This is a genomic window from Cyanobacterium sp. Dongsha4 (assembly GCF_036345015.1).
In the GTDB taxonomy this organism is placed as follows: Bacteria; Cyanobacteriota; Cyanobacteriia; order Cyanobacteriales; family Cyanobacteriaceae; genus PCC-10605.
On sequence record NZ_CP084098.1, the window covers coordinates 1,557,124 to 1,577,770 of the forward strand.

The window sequence follows — 20,647 nt, forward strand, 5'->3', positions numbered from 1 at the left end:
TCAACTTTTCGACCTAGGTTTTCTTGTCGCAGGGTTGAAGTAAATCTTCAATGACATTAGCGATTTTTTGTTCTTCGGGAGAAAGTTGAGAGATCAATTCTGGAGAATCAGAAAATTGATCATCGATAGTCATAGTATTGTTGTTAATGTTCAATAAAATCATAATGGTTTTGTACTAATTTTAGGACATTTAATTTGTTAATTTTATTTTAGGTGCGATCGCCCCTTGTTTTAGGGGAAGAATTAGTTATAATTATTGATATGCAAAGATTTGAAGAGTCTTATTTTTAGATGACACTAATTTGTTATAACGTCATTTAATTTGTTACTGTACACAAAATTTTAGAATGAAACAGCTCTGCTCATTTTCCCCTCATCCCCAACACCTAAAACCTCTTTCATAACTTTTAACTCATCTTCCTCTTAATTATCCCAAAGTTTACGCCACCAGGGTAAAGAGGCATTTTCAGGTTTAATGAAGTTTATTTGTTGTTTGATTTTAGTTAAATCCCAACCTGTAAGATTAGCAAGAGTTTGGGCTTCTTTTTCCTGTCTTTCTCTGGTTTGTTTATGATATTCTTGCCCTGCATCACAGGTAATTTTTTCTCGGTAGGGATGACGAATTACATAACGCCCTTGAAATAGTTGTTGATTGGATGTGTTTTGAAATTTTAAATCTTCGGGAAAATGGGTGCGATCGTATCTTATATGTAGTCTAGTAATAAATAGATTATTAAACCCCCTCGGATTATACCAAAATACTCCTGCTTGTTTTAACTCATCCGGGTTAAGGGGTTCAGCCGAACAAGGATCACAGTTACCCATATTCCAAGCATACTCTAAAAAAGCTACCTTTTTACCTTCTTTTTCATAACTACGGGTAAACATAGACTTATAGAAATCAGCAAACTGTTTTTCTACAAATTCAGGTATATCCACATTAGAAGGTATTTTCACCGTGCGATAATTAGTTAACTCGGTTTGCCCTTCTCCTGAGAGTAAATAAACAATTAAATCCTGTGCCTGTTTACTATTCACCATCCCCAAGCGAATGGGTAACATAAATTTTGGAGACTCATAGGCAATCATCAACGGGCGTAAAGACTGATAGTCAGACTTAGATAATTCCGTCAGATTTACTTTTGCTACAAAAAATTTCATCTTTTGACGGATATAGGGTTGTAATAATTCCTTTGCTCCCTTTGGAATGTTATAACCGTTGCTAATTAACCATTTTTCTAGTCCGTCTGATTCTTTGGCACTTAAAATAACAATATCGTATTCTCCCACCGTGAATTTACTTTCTACCGTCACTCCAAATGTCTCGTTTTTCTGCATCTGACTTCTTCCGCTTCTGGTAGTTTCGGCGGCGCTGGGCATATTATCCATCAAATACACAGGCTGACAAGGATCATTATCAAAATATTCAACTAATCTGGGGGCACTAAATGCGTCTAAACGCTCAATAATTTTGGGGTTGCCAACATTGACTTGATCTTCTTTAATGGGTACTGGCACTGGTACAACTAAGGCAAAATCTTTCACATTTCCTTGATAGTCATTCGCCATTGTTAAAACAGTGCGATCGCCATTTCGGGCTATAATAACTTGAGATGCCTGATTGTAAAGTTTACTGTCTGCTTTAGCCACATAAAAACCACAAAAAGCTAAAACTGAAGATGGAAAACAGAGGAATATAATTAATAATAAGCTAATTAAGGTTAGTATTTTTTTCATTTTTTTAAGACTAATTTTAATGAATATTTGGTTTATTTCTGTAAGTCCATTTTTCACCTTTACCTTTCCCTAATTTATCTACCAAAAAGAGTTTTTTAGATTAAGAAAAAATTTGCTTAACCCTTTGTTTACTAACTAATTGCTAATGGAATAATGCCAACGAAAACGATTACCTTTCCAGATTAAATCAAATAAAATTGTTAAGGGAGAAATAATAAATAATGACAAAAAAACACCATTATTAATGAAAAATAAATTACCTAAAATAAATCCCAAAAAAGCAATTACGATCGCCCACGTTATTCGACCATTTTTACCATCTGGAATAGAGCGAGGATCACTTAACATAAAAAAGGCAAAAACTAATAAACTTCCCGTCATTAATTGATGTAATAAAACATCAAAATTCCAGCCTAAATAATAGTTATAAATAGCCTCTAAAATACCGTAAGTACATAAGAATACTGCTGTTGTTTCCCACCTTCCCACTTTCTTAAGTACCATTGCTCCAGTGGCTAAAAATAAGCATAAATAAAGCCAATCACTGCCCCATTGCCCCGGAGAAATCCAACCATCATTAGTTAAAATTAATACCCCAATTATGCCAAAGTTAGCAGGGTTAAAAAAATGCTTATTATGATATTTAAAAATAAATTTAGATGCGATCGCGATCGTACTAGCAATAACTAAAGTAGAAATATCATTTGCCCTTAAAAGTAAAGATAAACCTAAGCTAGTAATCAAAGCACTTTTCCATCCCTGAAAACTAATGCTTTCTAATATTTTCTCGTTATAATTCTTATTAATTAAAGTGTTGAAATTTTGCTGATAATGTGTTAGTGATTCACATAAAAACTGTACTAATAAACAAGTAATAATAATCAGAAGAACTCTGATAGGAGATAAAGTCCAGTCCCGATTAACTACCCCCAAACTCAGAAAAAGAGAAAGGAATAAAATTTGATAGTCTCGTGCATCTTGAAAAACTTTCATAATAGTGAAACAATTTAATAATAAATACAATTTAGGTTTTTCCTGCCGTAAAATAGGCATCTTGCCCCTGTTTTGAATCAATGTTGTCCGTAATTTTGCCTCGATGTCTAATTAATAATTTCTCAGGACGAATCTGAGACAAAAAAGAGATTCAACTGTAACAAATCTTTACGTTTATTAAGGTGAGATCCCGTTGTCGATTATGCTTATGTAAAGTAGAAAAGTTTATAACAAAAGAATCAAATACGGAGGTCAAACCTTGAATCTTCCTCTTCTAAAATATGCACCTAGTTCTCAAAATACCCGTGTAGCTGGTTATGAAGTAGGTGGCGATGAACAACCTAAAATTTACGATGCCGAAAATCTCTATAGTTCCTCTGATATGGACAATTTGATTGAGGCCGCTTATCGTCAAATTTTCTTCCATGCTTTTAAATCTGATCGTGAAACCGTCTTAGAATCTCAATTACGCAACAGACAAATTACCGTGCGTGATTTTATTCGTGGTTTATTATTATCAGAAACCTTTAAAAATAGTTTTTACGAAAAAAATAGTAACTATCGTTTTGTAGAACATTGTGTTCAAAAAGTTTTAGGACGTGACGTTTACAGCGAAAAAGAAAAAATCGCTTGGTCTATCGTTGTAGCAACCAAAGGTTTAAGAGGATTTATTGATCAATTATTAGATTCTGATGAGTACCTCGAAAACTTCGGCTACGACATTGTACCTTATCAACGTCGTCGTTACTTACCTTCCCGTGAACAAGGAGAAATGCCCTTTAACATTAAATCTCCTCGTTACGATGCTTACTATCGTGGTATTCTTGGTTTCCCTCAAATTATTTGGCAAAATCAAGTACGTCGTTTCATTCCTCAAGAAAAACAGGCAAAAGCAGGAGACCCCTCTCTTTATCTCAATATGGCGCGCAGTATCAATGCACAGGCTTCTCCCACTCCCCGTGTATCTGCGTTAAATATCAGTTTAGATAAAGTTCCTTATCGCAAATAAATTCTGAGAGCAGAATAGGTAATAAGTAATTAAGTAGTAAGTAGCTGAGTTCGGTGTTTGGTGTTCGGTGTTCGGAGTTAAAAGTGATAAATGTCCCCTAATTCTTCGGTAAGTCTATTAAACATAGTCGAGCATTATTGCATTCCCTTTCCTTTGAGCTAAAGCAGTATATAAAGCATTCTCTCCCACATCTATCAACACACTAGCGGGTAAGGCTTGAGAAGGAATTGCCGTAGCGATACCGAAACAGAAACTTAAATACTCACTGATTTCTGAGTAGTGATGAGGTATTTGCAATTCTGATAAATTTTGGTTAATTTTTACAGCTACTGTTTTTGCCCCTTCTTGATCTGTGTTGGGTAATAATATGGCAAATTTTCCCTCTGTAAAATGACTCACTAAATCCCCCGGTCTTTTAACGGTAGCATTAAGGGTTTTACTCACTATATCAATACAGTTTTTGACTAATTCCTGTTCATGATTTTTTTGATAGGCTTTAAAATCCGTAATTTCTGCTAATATTAGTGAAATATTTGTTTCAGAAACATCCCCAAAAGAAGAACGTTGACGAGCCCCTCTTAACCATTCTTTTTCTAAAATTTTTAAGAAATAATCTTGATCTGGTAAAATACTTGATTCGTTTCTGTTGTTTATATTTGCTAACTCAAATTTAGCTTTTTCTAAGGCTATTTTCAATTTTTGATAATGAGGAATTAATTTTTGTAATTGATTATTTTTTTCTTTTATTTCTTGTCTTAATATTTGTAACTCAATTTGATTGGCAATTTTTGTTAAAATTTCAGCAGAACTAAAAGGATAGTTTATGTAGTCAGCACCTCCAGCATTAAACATAGTTTCTGCGTCGAAATATTTTTGATCTCTATTAATAAAAATAACTGGGATACTTTCACCTATTTCTAATAGCTTAATTTTTTTGCAAATAAGATAAACATCTTTATCTTTTAAACAAGCACTTAAAAGAATTAAATCAGGATATTTGCTATTGATTAAGTCTAGCAAATGACTCTCATTTTCAGTAATAATTACTTTATAATTAGCATTATTTAATAGTCTTAAAAATAACTGATTTTGGTCTTCTAAATCATCTAAGATAACAATTCTTTTTTTCATGATTGATAAAGGTTTTTGAGTTCTGGGTAATAATAGATTATTTTACTTTTTTATTTTAATTGAAACTTAAATTTTGAGATAAAAACTAAGTAGATTTTTAAAACAACATTAAGATATGACGATAGAACTTAAATTTAAACTTAATCTCGACTTTTTTTGGAGTTTACTATATTTATCATAAAATCAAATTTTATAAATAAGCAATAATTGTAAATAAATAAATAGGGAATCTTTAAGTTAATTTATAATTCCATGTATTGCCTAAAAAGGGTAATTTCACAGATAATAAAGGAAAAGAGAGCGTGAAAATATATTAAAACTATATGAGTAAAGGAACATTATTCGATAAAGTATGGGATTTACACACTGTAGGAACTTTACCTTCAGGACAAACTCAACTTTTCATCGGTTTACATTTAATTCATGAAGTAACGAGTCCTCAAGCCTTTGCAATGTTAAGGGAACGGAAAATAAAAGTATTGTATCCTGAACGCACTGTTGCGACAGTAGATCATATTGTGCCAACAGAAAACCAAGCTCGTCCTTTTGCTGATAGTTTAGCAGAAGAAATGATCCAAGCCTTGGAAAATAATACAGAGGAAAATAATATCAGGTTTTTTAATACTCATTCTGGAAATCAAGGTATTGTTCATGTAATCGCCCCTGAACAGGGTTTGACTCAACCCGGTATGACTATTGCTTGTGGCGACTCTCACACTTCTACTCATGGTGCTTTTGGTGCGATCGCATTTGGGATTGGGACTTCTCAAGTAAGGGATGTATTGGCATCTCAAACTCTTTCTTTAACTAAATTAAAAGTGAGAAAAATAGAGGTAAATGGAGATTTAGCCCCCGGAGTTTACGCTAAAGATGTTATTCTGCATATTATCCGTAAATTGGGAGTTAAAGGTGGTGTGGGCTACGCTTATGAATATAGCGGTACTACCTTTGAAAAAATGAGTATGGAAGAAAGGATGACAGTATGTAATATGTCCATTGAGGGAGGAGCTCGTTGCGGTTATGTTAATCCTGATGATGTCACCTATAATTATCTGAAAGATAAAGACTTTGCTCCCAAAGGAGAAAAATGGGAAGAAGCGGTTAAATGGTGGAATAGTCTTCGCAGTGATGAAGATGCAGAATATGATGATGTGGTCACTTTTTCCGCCAGTGAGATTGAGCCAACTGTAACATGGGGGATCACTCCGGGACAAGGTATTGGTATTAGTGAATCTTTACCCATCTTAGAGGAACTTTCAGAGAGCGATCGAGAAATCGCTTTACAAGCCTTTGAATATATGCAGTTACAACCGGGCGAATACTTAAAGGGCACTCCCATTGATGTTTGTTTTGTTGGTAGTTGCACCAACGGTAGGATTAGTGACTTAAGAGAAGCGGCAAAATTTGCCAAAGGGCATAAAGTCGCCCAAAACGTCAAAGCCTTTATTGTACCAGGCTCAGAACGAGTAAAACAACAAGCAGAAGCGGAAGGATTACACAACATCTTTATTAATGCAGGTTTTGAATGGCGCGAACCGGGTTGCTCCATGTGTTTAGCAATGAACCCAGATAAGTTACAGGGAAGTCAAATTAGTGCCTCATCTTCTAATCGTAATTTTAAAGGTCGTCAGGGTTCTGCTCAAGGGCGTACACTGTTAATGAGTCCTGCTATGGTTGTCGCCGCCGCTATTAATGGTAAAGTTGCCGATGTGAGGGAATTAGAAGTTAATTAGAAATAAAAAAGTAAAAAAGGCAAAGGGCAAAGGTATTTAATTAACCTCTCCCTCTCTCCTCATCACCTTATCCCCAAATATCCCAATACCCTGAACTCCGAACTCATCTACCCCTCTCCCCTCATCCTACTATCCTCTAAACACCCTGACACCTCTTTCCGAAACCTGAACTCATTACATTTGAGATTGAAGATAATTTTGTAAGCCGATTTTATCAATCAGTCCTAATTGCTTTTCTAACCAGTAAGCATGATCTTCTTCTGTATCTCCTAACATAACTCTCAAAAGTTCTCTAGTCTGGTAATCTTGTTCTTGTTCACAAATTGCGATCGCATCTTTAAGATCCCCAATAACTTTGTACTCTAATTCGAGGTCATTGCGTAACATTTCTGGGACATCTTTCCCTATTTTTAGTCCTTCTTGTTCAGATAAATCAGGGGTGGTTTCTAAAAACAACATCCGCTTGATTAACATATCCGCATGATGGGTTTCATCTTGCATTTCATGGTCAATGCGTTCATATAACTTAGTTAGTCCCCAATCATCGTACATTCGGGAATGAGTAAAATATTGATCTCTAGCGGCTAATTCACTACGCAATAACTTTTGTAACTGTTTGATAACTTTTTTATTACCTTTCATAAGATTCCTCTAAAAATAAAACTACATCATTGACTGTAAATAATTTTCCAAGCCTGAGTTGGCTATCAACCATTGTTGAGATTCTAACCAATCAATTTCTTCCTCAGTTTCTTCTAACAACTCCGTCAGTAAGTCTCTACTAACATAATCTTGTAAAGACTCACATAGATTAATAACACTACGAAGACAATCAGCTATTTCAGTAGCAATAGTTAGATCATTAGCTAAAATTTCAGGAACAGTCTCTCCGATTAACAATTTGCCTAGATTTTGTAAATTTGGCAATCCTTCCAAAAAGAAAACACGCTCGATAATTTTATCTGCCTGTTTCATTAATTTGATAGAGTATCGATACTCATACTCATTTAATTTATTTAAACCCCAACTTTTACACATTCTCGCATGAAGAAAAAACTGGTTAATAGCAGTTAACTTTAACTTGAGAACGTTATTTAGTTGTTGTTTTACCTCTTGATTTCCTTGCATATGATGATTCAGGTATTTATCTCTATAATTATAGACCACGAATTATCTTTAAATCCTGAAAATATGAATATAAGTAAAGCTAATTACTGTTAATTGCAATAAAATTTCACTAAATGTTTGAATTTAACAAGAAATAATCTTTTTTCTCAGTTAAGAAATATTTAAAATCTTAATTTTGATTATTGTCTAACTCAATAATACCCTTTAATTTAGCTTGTTCAGGTGCATCACTCCAAGTACCAACAGGGCGCTTAAAAGGATTATTCAAACCATTAATTACCCCAAAATTTTCCCCTCCTTGTTGAGGATTATTATTTGGTTCACCTTTAGCCCAATTGAGATAGTTAGAAGTTTCTCCACTAATCCATATAAATTCACCTTCCACGGCTTGATCATTAATTCCAATCCATAAAAAGTTAGTTTCTGGAGTGATGAAAGTTTTTGTGAGCCATTGATTTTCTTTTTCATCATTAATAGTGACTAAATTTCCTCCCATTTTTTCTGCCAAATCTTGGGCTTCTTGCCAAGACATTTCAGAAGTCAAAAAATATTTATGGCTATTATTTGGATTAGTAAATATTTCTTTTTCTTCGGCATTAATCGGATAATTAGCAACCAAAATATTAGCTAGAGTTAGTACCAATAATGTTTGATATTGATTTAGTTTCTGTTTTAAAATCATGGGAGTTAAATTTATAAACTAGCGTTAGAAAAATTATAGAATCAATTATTAATTTGAAAGTGTCAGGTTTAGCGGAGTAACCAGTAGGGAGAAAGAGGGATGAGGTGAGAGGCAAAAGTGTTTAATTAACATAAACCCTAATACCCCAATCCCCTAACACCTGAAAACTTACCCTTACCCGATATTCTTAAACCGAACTGAGGCTATATAATATTCTAAATTTATCAAAGGAGGTTCAATGTACATTCTCATTGGTGGGGTGGGAATGATGGGTTCTGATTTAGCAAGAACTTTGTTACAAATGGGGCATACTGTTGCGGTAGTTGATACTGATACTATGGCTTGTCAATATGCTCGTGAAAAAATAGGAGTTATGGCTTTTGAAGGGAGTGCAGTAAATACCACAGTTTTGTTAGAGGCGGGTATTCGTAAAGCTGATGCTGTGATTGCAACTTTAGGAGAAGATGCTCTCAATTTGGCCATGGTTACTTTATCTAAGTATTATGGAGTTACTCAAATTGTAGTCAGAATGAGCGATCGAGATTTTACTCAACCTTATAAATTAGCAGGGGCAACTCATATTATAAGTACTACAGAATTAGCCCTTAATCGTATAGTAAATGCGATCGAATATCCCCAAGTGGATGCAATGATGCACTTTGAGCAGGGACAAATAGAAGTTTTAAAACTTTCTCTTCCAAAAAATTGTTCTGTGGTGGGGCGTAAAGTTGCTGACATAGCCCAAGATGATAAGTTTCCCGCAGGAACTTTAATTATAGGTTATCAGATTAATCATCATGAACCTTTAAGTATCCCCAATGGCAATACGATTTTGGAAGGCGGTTCAACCATTTTAGCCGTGACAAAGCCCGAATTTGTCCGACAGTTAATTAATTTTATGGGATTATGTAATTAACTGATATTACCATTACTTTCGTTTATAAATCTAAAGGGCGTTGGTAAACTAAGGGATAATTTTTAGTTTAGATCGGGAATGAGAAATAGACAATCTGCCATGGTAATAATATTTCGAGTGCTATATACTTGAGGTAATTTAACAATATTTCATGCCACAATTAAGCAAATCCATCTAAAGTTATGAGTCAGTGTCAAAACCTTGTAAATAAGCATCAAAACTAGCATTAGTTAAAGCCTCCAAAGTATTATAAGCATCTTGAACCCAATAAGCATCTCCCAAGCGCACAATAATTCTTTCCCTTGCCCCCTCTATCACCACAAAAGTGGGAATTACTGCTTGATTTTTGTCTCCTGATTGTTCCTGCAAAATTCCTTTAATTTTACCCTGAATAGAAGGATTAGAGGCATTTTCGGGAGAAAGACGAATAAAGACTAATTTTGTCTCTGCAATTTTACTCATATAGTTAACTATAATTTGGGATTTTTCATTTTTGTTATCTGCCCTACCCCAAATAATTAAAGGGGTATCTTCTACTAAATTATCTTTTATTTGTTCATAACTACTAGCAAAAATTACCCCATCAGTTTGACCAGAAATGTCTTCTAAGGTTAGAAAAGCCATATTATTTCCATTTTTATCAATATGGGATTTGATAGTATTTAACATTGCTAATGTACAAATTTTCTGTCTTGATTTTTGATTGGATAATTCACTTAAATTAATGGGAGATAATATACTAATTTTAGTTTTTAATGGTTTTAAAGGATGTTCTGATACATAAAATCCTAGATGTTCTTTTTCTGATTTTAATTTTTCTTGGGGGGAAAAATCATCAACTCTGGGCAACTGTGGGGCGCTTTCATAACTAATTTCTGTGGTGCTTTCTGTAGCGGTATTGGTGTTATTACTCATCATTTGTTCAAAAATATTTAACTGCCCTGTTTCTTTTTCTTTTAAGCGTTTTTGAACCCAACTTACCATCAAATCTAAACCTTCTAGCAACTGCCGACGATTGGAGTGAATACTATCAAATGCACCGGCATAAATTAATGTTTCTAATGCTCTTTTGTTAACAGTTTTTAAATTTACTCTACTAATAAAATCAGCAAAGTTAGCGAATTTTCCTCCCGCTTCTTCTCTGACTTCTAAAATATTATCTATGGCAGATTCTCCCAAGTTTTTCACCGCCGAAAAACCAAATAAAATATTGTCACCTTGGGGAGTAAATTCTTTCTGAGATAAATTAATATCAGGCGGTTTGACATCAATTCCCATCTTGAGGCAATTTTCTCGATATTTTTCAACCTTATCCTGATTATCACTACTAGCAGTTAACAACGCAGACATATATTCAACAGGATAGTTTGCTTTTAAATAGGCAGTCTGATAAGTAACGTAAGCATAGGCAGTGGAGTGAGATTTATTGAAACAGTTAGAGGCAACTAAGCCATTTGCCAATATAAAATTATGGTCTTTTTCTACTCCTATATCATATACTGGTTGAACACCGAGCGATCGCCTCTTGACTATTTTCACCATCTTTTCAACGCTACAACAACGATAAATATTTTTTCATTATTTGTCATTCCCTATTATATTCATCATTCTCTAAAGTCTGCCCATAGGATATTTCTGAGTCAGGAGCAAAGTTTAAAAGGGTAAAGAAAAAAGGGCAAGGGGCAAAGGTAAATAGTGTTGGGGTGAATAATTAAAAACTCCGAACACTCATTACTCGTTACTTATTACTTTCTCCCAACACCTCACACCTGCAACCCGAAACCTGACACCTCCCAACCTAGCCCCCCAATACCCTATCCCCAATACCGTAAGGGATTAATATATTCACTCCCTACCACCTTCAACCGATAATCTTGTATCGAGCAGAGATTAGTTAATGGTTATAGTTTTTAAAATCCAACCGATAATAATACCAATGCCACTAAATCTCACTATCTGCCAAAAAGGTTCACTCAAACTACTCCATTTGAATAACTCGCTTTCGAGACGCACTTCAATTTCGTTTAATTCTTCTTCAATATATTTTAATTCACTTTTCAGGGAGTCAGGAGGATTATTTTCAGCTTTTAGGGTTTTAAGTTGCTCTTTTTGGTTAATTAATTCTTCTTTTCGCTGTGTATCGTTAATTATCTGTTGATGTCGTTGTTTTACTTTTTCTAGCTGTGCTTCCAATTGCAAAATTGCTTCTTCAATATTCAATTCATGGGCAGATTCGGGGGTCTTTTCAGAGTCAGACATTCTACAATAAAAACAAAATACTAAAGGAAATTATAACCGATGAATTCATCCCTAGAAATCAAATCAAATATTGAGGATATGAGTAATTTGGAAATTGCTCAAGTTTTAGCACAAAGAATGATGATAAGTTCCTATGATTGGCATAAATTAAAAAATAACCGTAAAGCACAAGCCGCCCAACAGTTAACAGCAAGTCTTGTCTATTTACTTAACGATGAAACAGAAGAAGCATTAGCCAGAATTAATCAAGCCCAAGGATGGTTAAATCGCACAGTCAACCCTTTGCCTTGTCCCACTCACGGACATAAAAAAAACTCATAAAAACATGAGCAAAGAAACTTTAGAATATTGAGGGACTTGTTTAGAGAGGGTTACTTGAGTGCCTTGACTATCCCAGAGAACTTGATCAAATATTTGATGTAGAATACATAAGCCTCTACCGTTTTCTGCCTCCTCTGGGGGCAAACTGCGTTCGTCTAAAGAGCAACTACATTTTTGAATAAAACCTTGTCCTTGATCACATACAACCCAAGAATATTTTCCTCGATGATAACAAAATTTAACGACAACTCTTTTACTAGGATCAAGTTTATTTCCGTGTTTAGCGGCATTGACAAGGGCTTCTTGTAGTCCTAATCGGATTTCGGGGTGAAGCCTTTTAGGTACTTTACATAACAGTAAATCAAGTATGGGAGAAAGGTATAATGTAGAGGCAAAACTGACTGTTTTCCAGTTACCAAGTTTCACAGGTAGGGAAATCGAAATCACGTTATTAACTCCCGATGATAAATAGTTGAGGGTTAAATTAAGGTTTTCGGTTTGTGAATTAAGCAAAATTCATTTTTAAACCTTGAAAAATAAGAACACCCTAATAGCAATTATACCATAATCATTGAGAGTCTTAATAAACTGTGTTTGGGATTGGGAAACTAGGGATTAGGGAGTTAGGGGATTGGCAGATTTGGAAGAATTTTTTTGTCTTCGCACCAAATTCTAAACCTTGCTATTTAATCATGGAATAGTGTTGTAAAGGTTCTTTAATAAAACGAATGTATAGATGTTTAAAGGTAGATCTTAAAACTCTAGGCAAACCGAAATCAATAGGCATTAATGCAGAGGGTAATTTCCAATCGTTGATTGCTAAATCTTGGGGTTTGAGAAGGGGAAATTTAATGTCCTCCACTTTGCTACATAGTCCTAATTTTTTTTGTGCGTTTAAAGTTGGTATTACTTCTTGCTCTACATTCAGTAAAGATGCGATCGCAACATCTAGGGCAAAAACATCATCAGAAGCTCCTAAAACGCCTAATTCTCTGGGTTCACCAGCACTAGGGCCATTTCCTTCGTGAGCAATAATACCGTCAATAATAGTCAAGTTAGGTTGAATTGCTTTGGCAGTTTCTACCAACATTTCTCCAAAACGGTTGACATCTTTTCCTGCTTCCATGTGCCACCATGCTTTCATTTTACCCGGTACGCAACCAAATAAATTTTTGACCCCCATAGTCATGGTTAACTGCATATGAGATTTAATTTTTGGTAAGTTGATGACTACATCGGCTTCCATTGCTTCTTTTGATAAGCGAAGATGATGAAAATTCTCATTTTCTACAGGATATTTATGACCATTAAATTCGATAATGGGTAAACTTAACTCTTGACACAAATCTAAGTAGCCATTGGCTTTCGCTACCCCTTCTGCACTGCCAAAAGCCGGGCTATCCCCTAAAAATGGTTTTCCTCCTGCTTCTATAACCATTTGAGCAACACAGTAAACAATTTCTTTTCTTGTAGTACACTCTTTTGTGGGACGAGAAGCTGTTAATAAATTGGGTTTAAGCAAGACGCGATCGCCTTTTTTTACGAAAGCGGACATACCACCAAAAGGAGCTAATAAAGATTCTAAAGAGTTACGTAACTCTTGTAATTCGTAGGATTGAGCTTTGAGCAAAGAAACTTGAGTCATGATAATATAGTGGTTTTAATTAAGACTGTAACAATAATATAATTAAATAAACATTGATTTCTCTAACAAACTCAGTACAGGACAGGGTTGCAATGTGGGAAGGTAGGAGGTTTGATAGAAGTTAACAAAAAATCACACAAATCCTCCTATGAATCAGGTTAACTTACTTCGGGATACTTTGAAACAACACTTACCATAGCATGGTGCAAGACTCAATTTTCTGGCATTATTCTTGATGGCACTAATTAGAGTGCGCAGATAGAGAATTTATCGGGAAACAATGGCTCACTTATCTGATGATAGAACCGCAAATACCATTTCGTCTCAGAATCAAAGCTAATCATAAAATCAGTGATGGTCGAAAAACCCTCAGTGCCAAGATAGTTTTTGCTCATCTTCAAAAAGGAGAGCAGATCACTCTGAGAGCAAAATGTTGGGTTTGGGGAAGAAAAGTCTGTGTCAGTGCCTTACGCTTGGATGATGGTGAGTTACTGATTATCATTAGCAATCAGAAAAATTCTCATGCCATCAGTGATTATGCTCATCGATGGGGAATTGAAACCTTATTCGGAATGTTTAAAACGAAAGGTTTTAACTTGGAGTCCACTCATTTTAATCAACTTATAGCATTTTTTTATAAAAGAAAGTACGTCATGAAGTGGTTAGGCTCGATCGAACCTCCCCCCACAAAATCGAACTTTTAAATTTTTATTGACTAGGATTAATCTCCATAATGAGTTTTTGCACGATGAATATAAATTAGTTTTTGAGATTCGTTAATAGTATAAAGGATTCTGTCTTTATAACTTAAACGTATAGAGTAGAATCCACTAAGATCTCCGAGGAGTTTTTTACCACTATGAGGAGTTTTTTACCACTATAAGGACTAATACTTATAATTTCTTGAATAATTTTTTTTAGTTTTTCTTTCTGTTTTTGGGTAAGTTGAGCAACATCTTTTTTGGCTTCTTTGGTAAATCTTATTTGATAAACCATCAATCAATATCTCCCAATACATCATCTAAAGAGTAAGTTTCCTGATTCGATATTTGTTCAAGGGAGCGTTGTAAACTTTCTCTGAGTCCTGAAATTGATAATAGCTCGATCGTTTCTTGTAAACTTTCATAATCTTTTTGAGAAATTAGCACCGCAGAAGCATTAACCCCTTCTAATTCATAGATTTTATTTTCTTCGTTGACTGATTTGATTAATTCGATTAAATCTTCTTGATTATTATTGATGAGCAATTTTTCCATAAGTGACACACAACTATTAATACAATTTTAGTTTAGCAAATCGATCGAACCTCCACCCCACCAAAATGCGATCGCACTTCATCCTATATTTAAGTTAAAAAAAGCTATAATAAAGCATTAAGAGGTTTAATTGATTACTATTCGTAAATGTAATAATGGATAGAGCAAAAATAGGCTCAATGACTGCAAAAGGTGGATTTATCAATGAACAAAATATTTGCGATAAATTTAACGCTTGGCAAAAAGATAATGAAGCAAGAGAATGGCTATTTATTATGGGTTATGATAGCGATAAAATAAAAAGTCTTAAAGCTATTCATATCCCCGTTAGAATATCCAAAAGTAAAGCATTAGATTTAGGCATTTTACCTCAAAAATATGAAGAAACAGTTAAATATAAAAAAGCTGATATTCAAATAAAATTAGAGATACTTATTGATCATGTTTTATATACAGAAAATATATCTTTAAAAAAAGCAAATAGTTCAGCAGGTTTTAACCAAGTTGATAAAAGATCGGTAAGTACATATAAAGCTATGTGGAATTTTGATGATGAAATCGAAACATGGTTAAAGTTATTTACGGGAGATGTTTTTCCACAAAATATTTTATCATCTGATGAATTATCGAATTTAAGAGACTCCCGAAGGTTATTTATGACAGAAATGCCCGTTTTTATTGTCAATAAAATTATTAATTTTTTCACTGAAAATAAAGTACTTATTGTTAATGATATTCTTAAAGGTAGAGGGGGTTTAAGTGCAGAGTGGTTATTAGTTACAAAAAAAGATAACAATGCAAATGATAAACTAGATTGGATTTTAAAAGATATAAATACTGCTTGTAATTTTTTTGCTCAAGGTGATGTAAAAATATCTCCTAAAGGAAGTTTATATATAGGTAAAATTACTATGCAAAGAAAAGGAGGAACTCCTGATCCTACAAGTTTACAATTTAAAATTAATCCCTTACAATTATTTGAATAATGAGTTTGTTAAAAGGAAAAAGTTTTATTGATTTATTCGCAGGAATTGGTGGTTTTCATCAAGCATTAAGTTGTTACAATGCTAAATGTGTTTTTGCTTCCGAATGGGATAAACATTGTCAGGAAATTTACTTAAAAAATTACGGAATTTTGCCTGAAGGAGATATAACTATCATTCCTGAAAATCAGATTCCTAGTCATGATATTTTGTGTGCTGGTTTTCCTTGTCAAGCCTTTAGTATTTCAGGAAAACAATTAGGATTTAATGATACTAGGGGTACTTTATTTTTTGATATAGTGAGAATTGCTAAATATCATCAACCGTCATTATTAATCTTAGAAAATGTGAAAAATTTTGCTAGACATGATGAGGGACAAACCTTAAAAGTTGTGGAAAATACTTTAAATGAGATTGGTTATGATGTTTTTTATCAAGTGTTAAATGCTTCTAATTTTGGCGTACCTCAAAAGCGAGAAAGAATCTATATTGTAGGTTTTAGAAAAGATTTAAACGTGAAAAAATTTACTTTTCCTAATAGTTATGGTAAAGCAACCAGTTTAATCAATTTTTGTTTAGATGACTCAGAAACAAAAGATTTTGTTATTAATAGAAGTGATATAAAAATTAATGATAATTTACAAATAACGAAAGATATTTTAGGAAATTATCCCCAAAAACCTATTAGAATTGGCACGATTAATAAAGGTGGACAGGGGGAAAGAATTTATCACCAATACGGTCATGCTATCACTTTATCAGCTTATGGTGGCGGTATTGGGGCGAAAACAGGAGTTTATTTAATCAATGGTAAAATAAGGAAATTAGCACCAAGAGAATGTGCGAGAATTATGGGTTTTCCTGATGATTTTAGGATTAGTAATAGTAATAATATTGCTTATAAACAATTCGGAAATAGTGTGGTAGTTAATGTGTTAAGTGCGATCTTAGAAAATATTTTACAAATTAATAATTTATGTTATGAGATAAAAGACAATAAATTAGAGAGAATTACTGTTTAGTATTATAATCATATCAACAAGATATATTTGACTAAATAATATTAAGCCCCTACGATGCCTTCATGCACACTGTGCGATCGCACCTTTATTAACGATTACGGCGTTTTTGATAATTTTGAAATTGGGCTTTTTTCCGCATAGATTGACGCTCACCTTTTTCTAAATCCTCTAATAAATCCTCCATTTCAACCATTTCAGGAGCTATCATCTCAAAACACACCCCAGAGGCCATCATTTCTTCTTTAGCCACCTGTAAACGCTCTTTTGTACCCCAAACATCCCCTCGATCCAAAGATGCGATCGCCTCTTCTTTTGCCCGTGAAGCCATTAACTGAGCCACTTTTGCCTTTACCTCCTCATTAAAAGGATAATCATTCAACTGGGCGGAATTAACTACAGGTAACTGTAACTCATGATGAGTGATTTTTCTTGACTGGGTTTCATTGTCATCATAAGCTAATCGGAATTTAACCAGAGGTGCTGATTCCGACATCGGAGGCACTTTTAACCGCAACACCATATCAAATTGATTTCCAGCGATAAGATTCGGTAATTTATAACGCCCGTATTCCGTTTTATCCAAATCATTAAACACATCCACCAATTCCACAGGTGCAAAAGTTTTAATGCCCAAACTCACCTTCTGCCCGATAGTTGCCATAATCCCCTGTAACTCAGCATTGAAGATACTTGGTAACTGATCTGGATTTTGGATAAAGTAATAATTGCCATCCCCAGATAATGCCATTCCCTGCATCAAATCCTCATTAAAATCATCCCCGATACCCATAGTAGTAGTGCTAACACCCCGTTTACTCAACCCATTAACGGCATTGCCAATGACATCAGGATTCGTTTCCCCCACATTCGCCAAGCCATCCGATAACAAAATAACACGGTTTAAATGCTCAGGTTGTAGATACTTACTAACTTGAGTCGCCCCTTCTAACCAACCGTCATACAACGCCGTCATATTGCGAGGAGTGATGCTATTGATGCGATTAATTATATTCTGCTTGTCAGTAGCTTGTTGAGAGGGAATAATTACTTCTATTTGATCATCATAGATGGTAACACTGATGCGATCGCGTTCTGCTAATTGTTGCACGGCATAGATAGCCGCCTGACGAGCATACCTGATTTTATCACCTCCCATCGAACCAGAGCGATCTACTACCAACCCTAAATTAAGAGGAGGGCGTTGTCGATTAGTCTGGATTTCAGGCACAGTGATTCTGACAATCACATCAAGATTAGTAACGCCATCACTAGAAATAGCATCTCTTAAACAGATAAATTGTACTTGAGGCCTAATAATGCTCATAACTGTCTCCTTTTGAAGAATTTACTTAAAATATTGCGGAAAAGTTCCATTAAAGACTCTCGCTCTTTGATACTATTGGGATAAATGAGATCATCACGAATATGTAACTCCAAACCATCTAAAATCCTTAAACGAGTCCAATTTTCTTCCTTATCCCATGAATTTTGATCAGTCTCATCTAACGCAGACATGGTATTTTGATTTGGTGCAGGTGATGACTGGCTTTTTTGTTTAACGTTACCTCTGATAGTGGATGGTGATTGACTTCTTTTTCCTTTTAAATCAGCGAGAAAATCTAAAGCGGAATTACTGGAATTTGGGATTGATTGTAACGGGGGATGGGCGGTAGTAATATTAAGAGAAATACCTCCGATTAGTAAACTTTTTAACTCGTCATTAGTTTTCGAGGTAAGTAAATCATTAATTGCCGTTGTGCCGATACCATCACTAAGTAAACGCTTAATCAACAATAACTGTAAAAGATGACGATAACGATAAAAAGCATAACGATTTTGCCGAATAGGCTCATCCATCAACCTTTGACTGGCGTAACTTCTTACTAGGCGAGTGTTAATTTCTTCTTTAACTTTGCTATTACCTTTAATATCAGGAAGATAGAGAGGTAATAACCCGTTAGCTACCTCCACAAATTCATCGATTAACCATTCTTGATGGTTGTTTTCTAATGTTTCTAAGTCCATAACTTTAAGATAATACTTACTTTGTCAAATGTCAATATCATTTTTAAGTGTTATCGTCTTGAAAATATAATTATCCGTAGGGGTTGAATACTATTCAACCCACAATCATTTGAAAAAATTATCTGACTGCCTCTAAAATGCGAGAATAATAAAAACTTGTACTCGTCATACCAGTGCGTTTAATTTGAAAGCCATTATCTTGAAGGATTTTAACAATATCTTCCTCTTTATGTTGATAGGCACGGGTTGTTTTACTAGGGCCAGGGAAAAATTCACCAATACGTTTTAATAAAGTCAGAAAGAAAGTTTTAGGGGCAAAACTAAGAATCAATCGAGATTTTGTTAGGGATGATAGGTGATTAATCATTTTTGCGGCATCTTCTGTGGGATAGTGAATGAGAACATCTAAACAGATAACCGTGTCATAACTTCCCCTAATAGATTCTAAATCTTGCACTCCCAATCTAATATTGCGGGGATTTTCCATCACTTGTTTTATTCTTTCTGCGGCTTCTCCTACCATTTTGGCGGAAATATCACTAGCGTAAACTGTTGCACCTTCTTGGGCAAGGGGAAGGGTTAAACTTCCGACTCCACATCCTGCGTCACAAATTGAGAGTTGAGATAAATTACCGTCATCTTTAAGCCAACTAACAACAGTGTCAATGGTTTGTTGATGCCCTTGGCGGATGTCTAATTGTACTTTATTAACTTTTCCCTCGCCGTAAATATTACGCCAACGCTCGAAACCAGTGGCGTTAAAATATTCTTTGACAACGGTTTTATCGTCTATGGTTTTTTTTGCCGTATTGACCATTTTATATATGCCTGAAAATAAGTAATTGATTAAATACAATCTCTTAATGTATCATCGTTTTGTCTTCTGTTTTGTAAGGCTTTTGTTAATTAAGCTATAATTTTTTGTCCTTCCTGTTTGATATAGTCTAGTTGTTCAATAATCACTTAAGTTATTTCTACTTTTTTCTGACCGCAACAAAAAAAATTTATCCTGAACTCAGGTTAAGATAAAATAGGTTTTTGGCTTGTTATGGAAGGATTTTCATTTGTATCGTTTAGTTATTGACCCTCAACAGAAACAGGATAGTTGTATCATATTAAAACCAGACCAAGAGCATTATTTACGTAGGGTGGTACGGTTAAATAGTGGTGATGATTTTATTGCTATGGATGGTAAAGGCAATTGTTGGCAGGTAAAATTGACCGTGACTGGTAACGAAATTGTTACATCTTTTCAGGAAAATAGGGAGTTAACTACGGCGGTGAGTTTGATTGTGGCTTTGCCCAAGGGTAGCGGTTTTGAAGATATTATTCGTTGCACCACAGAGTTAGGGGTTACTAAATTATACCCTGCTATAAGCGATCGCACTTTATTAAAACCAAAGGAAAATAAATTAGAAAGATGGCGTAAAATTGCTTTAGAAGCAGTTGAACAGTCAGAAAGACAAATTTTACCTTATATTGCCGAACCAATGCCGATAAAAGTGATATTTGAGCAATTTAAACTAAATAATAACCCAAAATATATTGCTTCCGCTCGAAGTAATGCCTCTCATTTAATGGAGTTTTGTCAACAAGATTTTCAAGATAATCCTCCCTCAGAAATAATTATTGCCACCGGTTGTGAAGGGGGTTGGACTCCCAGAGAAATAGAAAATGCGATCGCATCTGGTTTTCAAGAAGTATCTTTAGGAAAAAGAATTTTAAGGGCGATTACTGCCCCAATTATGGTAATGGCTTTAGTTGCTTCTTGGAGTGAAATATTTGAGCTAAAATCAGAATAATTACC

General features: G+C 34.5%; 23 protein-coding genes and 1 pseudogene. 8 read left to right on the forward strand and 16 right to left on the reverse strand.

Features of this window, described 5'->3' with window-relative positions:
- Positions 1 to 13: 13 nt before the first annotated feature.
- From Dongsha4_RS06570 to Dongsha4_RS06580, 3 genes are all read right to left on the reverse strand, one after another.
- Positions 14 to 163: a hypothetical protein gene (locus Dongsha4_RS06570; protein WP_330204901.1), complete on the reverse strand. Its 150-nt coding sequence runs from the start codon at positions 161 to 163 to the stop codon at positions 14 to 16.
- A gap of 260 nt (positions 164 to 423) precedes the next feature.
- Positions 424 to 1,737, reverse strand: a complete 1,314-nt coding sequence (locus Dongsha4_RS06575; RefSeq protein ID WP_330204902.1) for a DUF2330 domain-containing protein — start codon at positions 1,735 to 1,737, stop codon at positions 424 to 426.
- A 135-nt stretch (positions 1,738 to 1,872) separates the two neighbouring features.
- Positions 1,873 to 2,730 carry an RnfABCDGE type electron transport complex subunit D gene (locus tag Dongsha4_RS06580; RefSeq protein WP_330204903.1) on the reverse strand — a complete coding sequence of 286 codons (858 nt, stop codon included), beginning with the start codon at positions 2,728 to 2,730 and terminating at the stop codon, positions 1,873 to 1,875.
- A 259-nt stretch (positions 2,731 to 2,989) separates the two neighbouring features.
- On the opposite strand from Dongsha4_RS06580, the gene Dongsha4_RS06585 reads away from it, so the two are divergent.
- The gene (locus Dongsha4_RS06585) at positions 2,990 to 3,739 is read left to right on the forward strand and encodes a phycobilisome rod-core linker polypeptide (protein WP_330204904.1); all 750 of its coding nucleotides are present in this window, start codon (positions 2,990 to 2,992) and stop codon (positions 3,737 to 3,739) included.
- A 117-nt stretch (positions 3,740 to 3,856) separates the two neighbouring features.
- Here Dongsha4_RS06585 and Dongsha4_RS06590 read toward each other — a convergent pair whose 3' ends face one another.
- Entirely contained in the window at positions 3,857 to 4,870 is a 1,014-nt protein-coding gene (locus tag Dongsha4_RS06590) for a diguanylate cyclase domain-containing protein (RefSeq protein WP_330204905.1), read from the reverse strand.
- 323 nt (positions 4,871 to 5,193) lie between these two features.
- Between Dongsha4_RS06590 and leuC the strand changes: the two genes are divergently transcribed.
- Positions 5,194 to 6,603, forward strand: a complete 1,410-nt coding sequence (gene leuC, locus Dongsha4_RS06595) for a 3-isopropylmalate dehydratase large subunit (protein WP_330204906.1) — start codon at positions 5,194 to 5,196, stop codon at positions 6,601 to 6,603.
- A gap of 174 nt (positions 6,604 to 6,777) precedes the next feature.
- Here the strand turns inward: leuC and bfr (Dongsha4_RS06600) are convergent, their stop codons facing one another.
- The 3 genes from bfr (Dongsha4_RS06600) to Dongsha4_RS06610 form a co-directional block, all read right to left on the reverse strand.
- Positions 6,778 to 7,245, reverse strand: coding sequence for a bacterioferritin (gene bfr, locus Dongsha4_RS06600; RefSeq protein ID WP_015220715.1), 468 nt, complete (start codon positions 7,243 to 7,245; stop codon positions 6,778 to 6,780).
- A 21-nt stretch (positions 7,246 to 7,266) separates the two neighbouring features.
- A complete protein-coding gene (gene bfr, locus Dongsha4_RS06605; protein ID WP_330204907.1) occupies positions 7,267 to 7,731 on the reverse strand; it encodes a bacterioferritin in 465 nt (154 codons plus the stop codon).
- 169 nt (positions 7,732 to 7,900) lie between these two features.
- Positions 7,901 to 8,413 (reverse strand): C-type lectin domain-containing protein, encoded by a 513-nt coding sequence (locus Dongsha4_RS06610; protein WP_330204908.1) that lies wholly within the window; start codon positions 8,411 to 8,413, stop codon positions 7,901 to 7,903.
- Between the two features lie 238 nt (positions 8,414 to 8,651).
- Here Dongsha4_RS06610 and Dongsha4_RS06615 point away from each other — a divergent pair, with 238 nt between their 5' ends.
- Positions 8,652 to 9,329 carry a TrkA family potassium uptake protein gene (locus Dongsha4_RS06615; RefSeq protein ID WP_330204909.1) on the forward strand — a complete coding sequence of 226 codons (678 nt, stop codon included), beginning with the start codon at positions 8,652 to 8,654 and terminating at the stop codon, positions 9,327 to 9,329.
- A 180-nt stretch (positions 9,330 to 9,509) separates the two neighbouring features.
- Here the strand turns inward: Dongsha4_RS06615 and Dongsha4_RS06620 are convergent, their stop codons facing one another.
- On the reverse strand, positions 9,510 to 10,871 hold the full coding sequence (locus tag Dongsha4_RS06620; RefSeq protein WP_330204910.1) for an OB-fold nucleic acid binding domain-containing protein: 1,362 nt from the start codon (positions 10,869 to 10,871) through the stop codon (positions 9,510 to 9,512).
- A gap of 348 nt (positions 10,872 to 11,219) precedes the next feature.
- Positions 11,220 to 11,588: a hypothetical protein gene (locus tag Dongsha4_RS06625; protein ID WP_330204911.1), complete on the reverse strand. Its 369-nt coding sequence runs from the start codon at positions 11,586 to 11,588 to the stop codon at positions 11,220 to 11,222.
- Between the two features lie 39 nt (positions 11,589 to 11,627).
- On the opposite strand from Dongsha4_RS06625, the gene Dongsha4_RS06630 reads away from it, so the two are divergent.
- Positions 11,628 to 11,909: a DUF6439 family protein gene (locus Dongsha4_RS06630; RefSeq protein ID WP_330204912.1), complete on the forward strand. Its 282-nt coding sequence runs from the start codon at positions 11,628 to 11,630 to the stop codon at positions 11,907 to 11,909.
- On the opposite strand, the gene Dongsha4_RS06635 is transcribed toward Dongsha4_RS06630, so the two are convergent.
- Complete coding sequence (locus tag Dongsha4_RS06635; protein WP_330205397.1) at positions 11,904 to 12,356, reverse strand: anti-sigma regulatory factor; 453 nt, start codon at positions 12,354 to 12,356, stop codon at positions 11,904 to 11,906. The two genes, Dongsha4_RS06630 and Dongsha4_RS06635, sit on opposite strands and share 6 nt — an antisense overlap.
- A gap of 235 nt (positions 12,357 to 12,591) precedes the next feature.
- Positions 12,592 to 13,554 (reverse strand): DUF362 domain-containing protein, encoded by a 963-nt coding sequence (locus Dongsha4_RS06640; protein WP_330204913.1) that lies wholly within the window; start codon positions 13,552 to 13,554, stop codon positions 12,592 to 12,594.
- Positions 13,555 to 13,805: 251 nt separating this feature from the next.
- On the opposite strand from Dongsha4_RS06640, the pseudogene Dongsha4_RS06645 reads away from it, so the two are divergent.
- Positions 13,806 to 14,174, forward strand: a pseudogene (locus Dongsha4_RS06645) (transposase); the annotation flags it as partial.
- A gap of 187 nt (positions 14,175 to 14,361) precedes the next feature.
- On the opposite strand, the gene Dongsha4_RS06650 reads toward Dongsha4_RS06645, so the two are convergent.
- Together Dongsha4_RS06650 and Dongsha4_RS06655 are read right to left on the reverse strand one after the other, a co-directional pair.
- A complete protein-coding gene (locus Dongsha4_RS06650) occupies positions 14,362 to 14,550 on the reverse strand; it encodes a type II toxin-antitoxin system RelE family toxin (protein WP_425590780.1) in 189 nt (62 codons plus the stop codon).
- Positions 14,550 to 14,810, reverse strand: a complete 261-nt coding sequence (locus Dongsha4_RS06655) for a type II toxin-antitoxin system Phd/YefM family antitoxin (RefSeq protein WP_330204914.1) — start codon at positions 14,808 to 14,810, stop codon at positions 14,550 to 14,552. Before Dongsha4_RS06655 ends, Dongsha4_RS06650 begins: the two co-directional genes overlap by 1 nt.
- A 155-nt stretch (positions 14,811 to 14,965) precedes the next feature.
- Between Dongsha4_RS06655 and Dongsha4_RS06660 the strand changes: the two genes are divergently transcribed.
- Positions 14,966 to 15,796 (forward strand): hypothetical protein, encoded by an 831-nt coding sequence (locus Dongsha4_RS06660; protein WP_330204915.1) that lies wholly within the window; start codon positions 14,966 to 14,968, stop codon positions 15,794 to 15,796.
- Positions 15,796 to 16,815 (forward strand): DNA (cytosine-5-)-methyltransferase, encoded by a 1,020-nt coding sequence (locus tag Dongsha4_RS06665; RefSeq protein ID WP_330204916.1) that lies wholly within the window; start codon positions 15,796 to 15,798, stop codon positions 16,813 to 16,815. The genes Dongsha4_RS06660 and Dongsha4_RS06665 overlap by 1 nt, the downstream gene beginning before the upstream one ends.
- 88 nt (positions 16,816 to 16,903) lie before the next feature.
- On the opposite strand, the gene Dongsha4_RS06670 is transcribed toward Dongsha4_RS06665, so the two are convergent.
- The 3 genes from Dongsha4_RS06670 to bchM form a co-directional block, all read right to left on the reverse strand.
- Complete coding sequence (locus Dongsha4_RS06670) at positions 16,904 to 18,139, reverse strand: vWA domain-containing protein (protein ID WP_330204917.1); 1,236 nt, start codon at positions 18,137 to 18,139, stop codon at positions 16,904 to 16,906.
- Positions 18,136 to 18,840: a MerR family transcriptional regulator gene (locus Dongsha4_RS06675; protein WP_330204918.1), complete on the reverse strand. Its 705-nt coding sequence runs from the start codon at positions 18,838 to 18,840 to the stop codon at positions 18,136 to 18,138. The genes Dongsha4_RS06670 and Dongsha4_RS06675 overlap by 4 nt, the downstream gene beginning before the upstream one ends.
- A gap of 118 nt (positions 18,841 to 18,958) precedes the next feature.
- The gene (gene bchM / locus Dongsha4_RS06680) at positions 18,959 to 19,657 is read right to left on the reverse strand and encodes a magnesium protoporphyrin IX methyltransferase (protein WP_330204919.1); all 699 of its coding nucleotides are present in this window, start codon (positions 19,655 to 19,657) and stop codon (positions 18,959 to 18,961) included.
- Positions 19,658 to 19,904: 247 nt separating this feature from the next.
- Here bchM and Dongsha4_RS06685 point away from each other — a divergent pair, with 247 nt between their 5' ends.
- Entirely contained in the window at positions 19,905 to 20,642 is a 738-nt protein-coding gene (locus Dongsha4_RS06685; RefSeq protein WP_330204920.1) for a 16S rRNA (uracil(1498)-N(3))-methyltransferase, read from the forward strand.
- Positions 20,643 to 20,647: the final 5 nt, after the last annotated feature.

What these genes read in the sequence shown, in the direction of transcription:
- Dongsha4_RS06625 (WP_330204911.1), bottom strand. Translation starts at nt 11,588, where the DNA reads ATGTCTGACTCTGAAAAGACCCCCGAATCTGCCCATGAATTGAATATT.
- Dongsha4_RS06665 (WP_330204916.1), top strand. Translation starts at nt 15,796, where the DNA reads ATGAGTTTGTTAAAAGGAAAAAGTTTTATTGATTTATTCGCAGGAATT.
- Dongsha4_RS06630 (WP_330204912.1), top strand. Translation starts at nt 11,628, where the DNA reads ATGAATTCATCCCTAGAAATCAAATCAAATATTGAGGATATGAGTAAT.
- Dongsha4_RS06580 (WP_330204903.1), bottom strand. Translation starts at nt 2,730, where the DNA reads ATGAAAGTTTTTCAAGATGCACGAGACTATCAAATTTTATTCCTTTCT.
- Dongsha4_RS06640 (WP_330204913.1), bottom strand. Translation starts at nt 13,554, where the DNA reads ATGACTCAAGTTTCTTTGCTCAAAGCTCAATCCTACGAATTACAAGAG.
- bfr (WP_015220715.1), bottom strand. Translation starts at nt 7,245, where the DNA reads ATGAAAGGTAATAAAAAAGTTATCAAACAGTTACAAAAGTTATTGCGT.
- Dongsha4_RS06655 (WP_330204914.1), bottom strand. Translation starts at nt 14,810, where the DNA reads ATGGAAAAATTGCTCATCAATAATAATCAAGAAGATTTAATCGAATTA.
- Dongsha4_RS06610 (WP_330204908.1), bottom strand. Translation starts at nt 8,413, where the DNA reads ATGATTTTAAAACAGAAACTAAATCAATATCAAACATTATTGGTACTA.
- Dongsha4_RS06570 (WP_330204901.1), bottom strand. Translation starts at nt 163, where the DNA reads ATGATTTTATTGAACATTAACAACAATACTATGACTATCGATGATCAA.
- bfr (WP_330204907.1), bottom strand. Translation starts at nt 7,731, where the DNA reads ATGCAAGGAAATCAAGAGGTAAAACAACAACTAAATAACGTTCTCAAG.
- Dongsha4_RS06575 (WP_330204902.1), bottom strand. Translation starts at nt 1,737, where the DNA reads ATGAAAAAAATACTAACCTTAATTAGCTTATTATTAATTATATTCCTC.
- Dongsha4_RS06615 (WP_330204909.1), top strand. Translation starts at nt 8,652, where the DNA reads ATGTACATTCTCATTGGTGGGGTGGGAATGATGGGTTCTGATTTAGCA.
- Dongsha4_RS06590 (WP_330204905.1), bottom strand. Translation starts at nt 4,870, where the DNA reads ATGAAAAAAAGAATTGTTATCTTAGATGATTTAGAAGACCAAAATCAG.
- leuC (WP_330204906.1), top strand. Translation starts at nt 5,194, where the DNA reads ATGAGTAAAGGAACATTATTCGATAAAGTATGGGATTTACACACTGTA.
- Dongsha4_RS06620 (WP_330204910.1), bottom strand. Translation starts at nt 10,871, where the DNA reads ATGGTGAAAATAGTCAAGAGGCGATCGCTCGGTGTTCAACCAGTATAT.
- Dongsha4_RS06675 (WP_330204918.1), bottom strand. Translation starts at nt 18,840, where the DNA reads ATGGACTTAGAAACATTAGAAAACAACCATCAAGAATGGTTAATCGAT.
- Dongsha4_RS06670 (WP_330204917.1), bottom strand. Translation starts at nt 18,139, where the DNA reads ATGAGCATTATTAGGCCTCAAGTACAATTTATCTGTTTAAGAGATGCT.
- Dongsha4_RS06650 (WP_425590780.1), bottom strand. Translation starts at nt 14,550, where the DNA reads ATGGTTTATCAAATAAGATTTACCAAAGAAGCCAAAAAAGATGTTGCT.
- bchM (WP_330204919.1), bottom strand. Translation starts at nt 19,657, where the DNA reads ATGGTCAATACGGCAAAAAAAACCATAGACGATAAAACCGTTGTCAAA.
- Dongsha4_RS06660 (WP_330204915.1), top strand. Translation starts at nt 14,966, where the DNA reads ATGGATAGAGCAAAAATAGGCTCAATGACTGCAAAAGGTGGATTTATC.